The organism is Achromobacter sp. DMS1, assembly GCF_001270295.1.
Window position 1 is genome coordinate 1 of sequence record NZ_LHSJ01000254.1, and the last position, 6018, is coordinate 6018.

At 69.1% G+C, this 6018-nt stretch carries 6 protein-coding genes and 2 pseudogenes; 1 reads left to right on the top strand and 7 read right to left on the bottom strand.

What is annotated here, in order from left to right; genetic code table 11:
• Positions 1 to 517: hypothetical protein (locus AD428_RS26900; RefSeq protein ID WP_053246540.1), on the top strand; the 517-nt coding region annotated here is incomplete at its 5' end.
• Between the two features lie 43 nt (positions 518 to 560).
• Here AD428_RS26900 and AD428_RS21550 read toward each other — a convergent pair.
• The 7 genes and pseudogenes from AD428_RS21550 to AD428_RS21580 form a co-directional block, all read right to left on the bottom strand.
• Positions 561 to 1355, bottom strand: coding sequence for an ABC transporter permease (locus tag AD428_RS21550; RefSeq protein WP_053246541.1), 795 nt, complete (start codon positions 1353 to 1355; stop codon positions 561 to 563).
• 3 nt (positions 1356 to 1358) lie between these two features.
• Positions 1359 to 2168, bottom strand: coding sequence for an ABC transporter ATP-binding protein (locus AD428_RS21555; protein WP_053246542.1), 810 nt, complete (start codon positions 2166 to 2168; stop codon positions 1359 to 1361).
• Positions 2161 to 3202 (bottom strand): annotated as a pseudogene (locus AD428_RS21560) (ABC transporter substrate-binding protein). The gene AD428_RS21555 and the pseudogene AD428_RS21560 overlap by 8 nt, the downstream one beginning before the upstream one ends.
• Before the next feature lie 84 nt (positions 3203 to 3286).
• The gene (locus tag AD428_RS21565; RefSeq protein ID WP_053246543.1) at positions 3287 to 4546 is read right to left on the bottom strand and encodes a CaiB/BaiF CoA transferase family protein; all 1260 of its coding nucleotides are present in this window, start codon (positions 4544 to 4546) and stop codon (positions 3287 to 3289) included.
• Between the two features lie 70 nt (positions 4547 to 4616).
• On the bottom strand, positions 4617 to 5225 hold the full coding sequence (gene recR, locus AD428_RS21570; protein ID WP_053246544.1) for a recombination mediator RecR: 609 nt from the start codon (positions 5223 to 5225) through the stop codon (positions 4617 to 4619).
• Between the two features lie 37 nt (positions 5226 to 5262).
• Positions 5263 to 5589 (bottom strand): YbaB/EbfC family nucleoid-associated protein, encoded by a 327-nt coding sequence (locus AD428_RS21575; protein ID WP_053246545.1) that lies wholly within the window; start codon positions 5587 to 5589, stop codon positions 5263 to 5265.
• 58 nt (positions 5590 to 5647) lie between these two features.
• Positions 5648 to 6018, bottom strand: a pseudogene (locus AD428_RS21580) (DNA polymerase III subunit gamma/tau); the annotation flags it as partial.

Genomic DNA, 6018 nt, shown 5'->3' on the forward strand with positions numbered 1-6018 from the left:
GCTGGCGGCCGCCATGCTGCGCCAGGCGCCCGAGGGCGCAAGCGCGGAGGCCGTGGCCCAGCGCTCGCAGCGACTGGCGGGCGAGCTGTCGTCCATGCTGGAAGACAGCGTCGCCGTCATCCGCGGGCTGGACCAATGGCTGGCCGACCAGGGCGCGCGCACCACCATGGAGCGCCTGCTCGAAGATTGCCGCAAGCTGCTATGTTCGCACCAGCTGCTATCGCGCCAGCATATCGACTGGCCCCGCGGCGCCGCGCACGCCGAGCTTCCGGAGTACGCCTCGCGCTATATGGCGCTGGCCTGGCTGCTGCATCTGCTGCAATCGCTGCCCGAAGACGCCGAGCTGGAGCTGAGCGCGCCGGCAGCCGGATTGCTGCGCGCCTCCTGCAGGGCCGGCGGCGACCGGCGCGAGCCCGCCGTCGGCCGGGAAGACGTGGAACTGCTGGCGGCGGCGAGCGGCGCGACGCTCAAGCGCGATGCGGCGGGCTGGACGCTGCGCCTGCCGCTGTGCCGGTAGAACGCCGCATGACCGCCCCCGCGCGGCAGGACGCCGCGCCCCGCTAGATCTTCTCGGTTTCGCCCGTGCGGGGCTGCCACTTCATGAGGCGCTTTTCGCCCAGCCCGACGATGTAGTCCAGCACCAGCGCGAATGCGGTCAGAACCACGATGCCGGCGAACACGGTGTTCACGTCGAACGTGCCTTCGGCCTGCAGGATGAGATAGCCCACGCCGCTGGCCGAGCCCAGGTACTCGCCCACCACCGCGCCCACGAAGGCCAGGCCCACCGACGTATGCAGGCTGGAGAACACCCAGCTCGTCGCCGAGGGCAGGTAGACGTGGCGCAGGAGCTGGCGGCGGCGCGCGCCCAGCATGCGGGCGTTATCCAGCAGCGTGGGGCTGACTTCGCGCACGCCCTGGTACACGTTGAAGAACACGATGAAGAACACCAGCGTGACAGCCAGCGCGACCTTGGACCAGATGCCCAGGCCGAACCACATGCCGAAGATGGGCGCCAGGATGACGCGCGGCATGGAGTTGGCGGCCTTGATGTAGGGATCGAGCACCGCGCTGGCGCCCGGCGACAGGCCCAGCCAGAGGCCGCAGCCCAGGCCGGTGATGGTGCCGATGAAGAAGGCCAGCACCGTCTCGCTGAGCGTCACCCACAAGTGGGTGTAGATGTCGCGGCTGGTGACGAACCAGGCCCAGATGCGCCCCCAGACTTCCAGCGGCTGCCCGAAAAAGAACGCGACCTTGGGATCCTTGGAAGCCACGTGCCAGACGCCCAGGATGACCACCAACAGCAGGAGTTGCCAGAAGCGCAGGCTGGCGGAGCCGGTTTTGATCGATTTCAGCATGAATCAGACTCGCTTCTGTTGGGCATAGCCTTTGAGCACCTCTTCGCGCAGCACCGCCCAGATGGCGGCATGCAGCTCCACGAAACGCGGATGGGTGCGCACTTCGGCCACGTCGCGCGGACGCGGCAGGTCGATATGGAACTCCCCGATGGGATGGGTGCCGGGGCCGGCCGAGAGCACGACCACGCGGTCGCTCATGGCGATGGCCTCGTCCAGGTCATGGGTGATGAACAGCACCGCCTTGCGCTTGGCCATCCAGAGGTCGAGCACCTCGTTTTCCATGAGCTGGCGCGTCTGGATGTCCAGCGCCGAAAACGGCTCGTCCATCAGGATGATGTCGGGATCGCGGATCAGCGTCTGGGCCAGCATGGCGCGCTTGCGCATGCCGCCGGACATCTGGTGCGGATAGCGGTTCTCGAAGCCGCCCAGCCCCACGCGGCGCAGCCAGTCGCGGCCGCGCTCCAGCGCCTCGGCGCGCGCCACGCCGGCGAACTCCAGGCCGGCGATGACGTTGTCCAGGGCGCTGCGCCAGGGCAGCAGCGCCTCGCCCTGGAACATGTAGCCGGCGCGCGCGTTGATGCTGCTGAGCGGCTCGCCGAATACCCGCACCAGCCCCGAGGAGGGCTGGAGCAGGCCGGCGCTGACGTTGAGCAGGGTGGACTTGCCGCAGCCGGTGGGGCCCACCACCGAGACGAATTCGCCAGGGGCGATCGCCAGGGTGGTGTCGTGGACCGCGGTATAGCGCTGGCTGCGGTCATCGCGAGAGACAAAGGTGCAGGTAATGTTTTCCAGCGACAGTGCGGCTTCAGCCATTGGGATACTTCTCGTTGGCGCGGCGCGCGAATTCGTTGGTCCAGACCTTGGCGGCGTCGATCTTGGAAGCGTCGAAGCCGGGCGTGAAAGCCGCCAGGGCCTTGAGCGCCGTGGCCGCGCCGTCCTCGGGAATGATGCCGTCGGGCGACAGGCCTTCCATGCTCTTGGAGATGGCGGTCTTGTACACCGCCGGGTCGCCCAGCAGGTAGTTCTGCGGCACGACCTTGGCGATCTTCCTCGGCGCCGGCCTTCTGGATCCACTTGTCGGCGCGCACCATGGCGTTGGTGAGGGCCTGCACCGTGTTGGGATTGGCCTCGACGAAGGACTGCGGCGCATAGAGGCAGCCCGCCGGCATGTTGCCGCCGAAGATGTCCTGCGTGTCCTTGAGCGTGCGCGTGTCCACGATGACCTGGATGTCGCCCGGCATTTCCAGCATGGACACCACGGGGTCCGTGTTGGAGATGGCGTCGATCTGGCCGCTGCGCAGCGCCGTCACGGCGCCGGCGCCCGCGCCCACGCCGATGATGGACACGTCGGAAGCCTTCAGGCCGTGCTTGGCCAAGAAGAAGCTCACCACCATGTTGGTGGAGGAGCCCGGCGCGGTGACGCCGATTTTCTTGCCTTTCAGGTCGGCCGGGCCCTTGTAGCCGGGCATGTTCTTCTTGGACACGCCCACGCCGATCATGGGCGCGCGGCCTTGCAGCACGAAGGCGCGGTAGGCCTGGCCCTTGGCCTGCATGGCCAGGGTGTGCTCGAAGGCGCCCGACACCACGTCGGCGCTGCCGCCGACCACGGCCTGCAGGGCCTTGGAGCCGCCGGCGAAGTCGGCGATGCTGACGTCCAGGCCCTCGTCCTTGAAATAGCCGCGCACTTCGGCGATGGTCAGCGGCAGGTAGTAGATGAGCGCCTTGCCGCCCACGGCGATCTGGACCTTGGTCTTTTCCAGCTTCTGGGCGCGCACGATGGCGGGAGCCATGCCCATGACGCCGGCTGCGCCGGCCATCTTGAGCACTTCACGGCGGGTAAATGACATCTGTCGTCTCCTTGGTAGCCGCGCGCGGCGCGGCGAATCTGGTCGGCGGGGCCGCTGCCGCCCCGGCGCCGGGCAAGCGGCGTTTCAGCCGACGGGCCTACCGATGGCGCCGGTCTGGGCCAGCTCGTCGATAGCCGCTGCATCATACCCCAGCGATTTCAGGACTTCCTCGGTATGTTCCCCTAAGCGGGGGCCGATCCAGCGCGTGCCGCCTGGCGTTTCGGACAATTTGGGCACCACCGCCGGCAGCTTCACGGGCGAGCCGTCGGCGAAATGATGCTGCTCGATCATGCGGCGCGCGAGGAACTGCGGATCGGAGAACATGTCGGCCACGCTGTAGATCTTGCCCACCGGCACGTCGGCCTGCTTGAGCGCGGCCAGCGCCTCGTCGATGCCGCGCCCGCCGCACCATTGCTGGATGGCGCCGTCGATCTCCTCCACCCGCCGGGCGCGGCCGTCGTTGCGCACCAGCTCGGGGTCTTCGGCCAGGTCGTCGCGGCCGATGGCGCGCATCAGCCGGTGGAAGATCGCGTCGCCGTTGCCGGCGATGACGATGTTCTGCCCGTCGCGCGTGGTGTAGGTGTTGGACGGCACGATGCCGGGCAGCGCGCCGCCGGTGCGCTCGCGCACCACGCCCGCCACGTCGTATTCCGGCACCAGGCTTTCCATGAGGTTGAACACCGCCTCGTAGAGCGCCACGTCCACCATCTGGCCCTGGCCGGCCCGGCATTCCTCGCCGGTCTTGCCGTTCCACCGGCCGCCGGTGGCGTCGCGGTGCCGCAGCGCCATCATGGCGCCGATCACGCCATGCAGCGCCGCGATGGAATCGCCGATGGAAATGCCCACCCGCAGCGGCGGGCGGTCGGGATGGCCCGAGACGTAGCGCAGGCCGCCCATGGATTCGCCGATGGCGCCGAAGCCCGGCTGGTCTTTCATGGGCCCGGTCTGTCCGTAGCCCGACAGGCGCACCATGATGAGCGCGGGGTTGACGGCGCGGAGCTGTTCGTAGCCCAGCCCCCACTTCTCCAGCACGCCGGGCCGGTAGTTCTCGACCACCACATCGGCCTCCAGGGCCAGCCGGCGCGCGATCTCCCGGGCGCGCGGATCCTTGAGGTTGAGGGCGATGGAGCGTTTGTTGCGGGCCTGCACGGTCCACCACAGGGAATTGCCTTCGTGCAGGTGGCGCCAGCTGCGGATGGGGTCGCCGCCGCCCTTGCCGTCGGGGCCGTGCGGGGTTTCGACCTTGATGACGTCGGCGCCGAACTCGCCGAAGATGCGCGCGGCGAAGGGGCCCGCGATGAGCGTGCCCAGTTCCAGGACTTTCAGGCCAGTCAGCGCTGACATTGCTTGTCTTCCTCTCTTTGTCGGATTCGGGCGCGGTGCGTTGCCGCGGCCCTGCCAGGGCGTGTCGCCCCTAGGTGCTGCGGCGTTCCATCAGGGCCCAGGCGATGGTGCCCGCGTCCACGTATTCGAGTTCGCTGCCGGCCGGCACGCCGCGCGCCAGGCGCGTGACGCGCAAGCCGCGCTCGGCCAGCGCCTCGCCCAGGAAATGGGCGGTGGTTTCGCCCTCGGCGGTGAAGCTGGTGGCCAGGATGACCTCCTGCACCACGCCGTCGGTGGCGCGCCGGATCACGCGCTCGAAATCCAGCTCGCGCGGACCGATGCCCTCCAGCGGCGCCACGCGGCCCATCAGCACGTAGTACAGGCCGCGGTAGCCGTGGCTGGACTCGATCATGTTCTGGTCGGCCGGCGTTTCCACGATGCAGAGCTGGGTGGCATCGCGCTTGGGATTGGCGCAGGTGGCGCAGATCTCTTCTTCGGTGAAGCCGTTGCAGCGGGCGCAATGCCGCAGGTTGCGCACGGCGCCGGCCAGCGCGCGCCCGAGCATGTCGGCGCCCTGCAGGTCGTGCTGGAGCAGGTGGTAGGCCATGCGCCGGGCCGAACGCGCCCCGACGCCGGGCAGGCGCCTGAGGGCCTCGATCAGCGAAACCAGCGGTTCGGGTTCGGGCAGCTGTGCGTCCATGGAGCGGTGGGAAAAGGCGGGCGCCGGCGGAACGGTGTCAGAACGGGAACTTCATGCCGGGAGGCAGCGGCATGCCGGCGGTCACCGACGCCATCTTCTCCTGGGCCGTGGCTTCGGCCTTGCGCAGGGCGTCGTTGAAGGCGGCCGCCACCAGGTCTTCGAGCATGTCCTTGTCGTCGCCCAGCAGGGACGGGTCGATGGCCACGCGCTTGACGTCGTGGCGGCAGGTCATGGTGACCTTGACCAGGCCGCCGCCCGAGGCGCCCTCGACCAGGATCTCGGCCAGCGCGTCCTGCGCCTTCTTCATGTTTTCCTGCATCTGCTGGGCCTGGCGCATCAGGCCGGCGAGTTGTCCTTTCATCATGATGGGTGCTTCCTCGTGAAGGGAGAGTGTGAATTCGGGTATAGGCGGCAAGCCGCGCTCAGGCGGCGGGAGGATCGACGTGGCGGACGGAGCCGGGCACGACCCGGCCGCCGAAATCGGCCACCAGGGCCTGGACGAAGGGATCGGCGGCCACGGCCTCTTCGGCCGCCTGCTGGCGCGCGGCGCGCTCGGCCTGGGCCACCGCGTGCGCGGTGGCCTCGCCGGTGGCGCCCACGTCCACGTCCAGCCGCACGCTTTGGCCGAAATGCTCGCACAGCACGGTCTGCAGGCGAACCCGGCTCTCGCTCTCGGCCAGCGTCTTGACCGCGACGCGCAGCACGATGGTGTCGCCCTGCAGGCCCGCCCATTCGCTCTGGCGGGCCAGCTCGGCCGCCAGGGCCGGTAACCGGCAGGGCGCGCCGGCGAGTT

What these genes read in the sequence shown, in the direction of transcription:
- AD428_RS21550 (WP_053246541.1), bottom strand. Translation starts at nt 1,355, where the DNA reads ATGCTGAAATCGATCAAAACCGGCTCCGCCAGCCTGCGCTTCTGGCAA.
- AD428_RS21555 (WP_053246542.1), bottom strand. Translation starts at nt 2,168, where the DNA reads ATGGCTGAAGCCGCACTGTCGCTGGAAAACATTACCTGCACCTTTGTC.
- AD428_RS21565 (WP_053246543.1), bottom strand. Translation starts at nt 4,546, where the DNA reads ATGTCAGCGCTGACTGGCCTGAAAGTCCTGGAACTGGGCACGCTCATC.
- recR (WP_053246544.1), bottom strand. Translation starts at nt 5,225, where the DNA reads ATGGACGCACAGCTGCCCGAACCCGAACCGCTGGTTTCGCTGATCGAG.
- AD428_RS21575 (WP_053246545.1), bottom strand. Translation starts at nt 5,589, where the DNA reads ATGATGAAAGGACAACTCGCCGGCCTGATGCGCCAGGCCCAGCAGATG.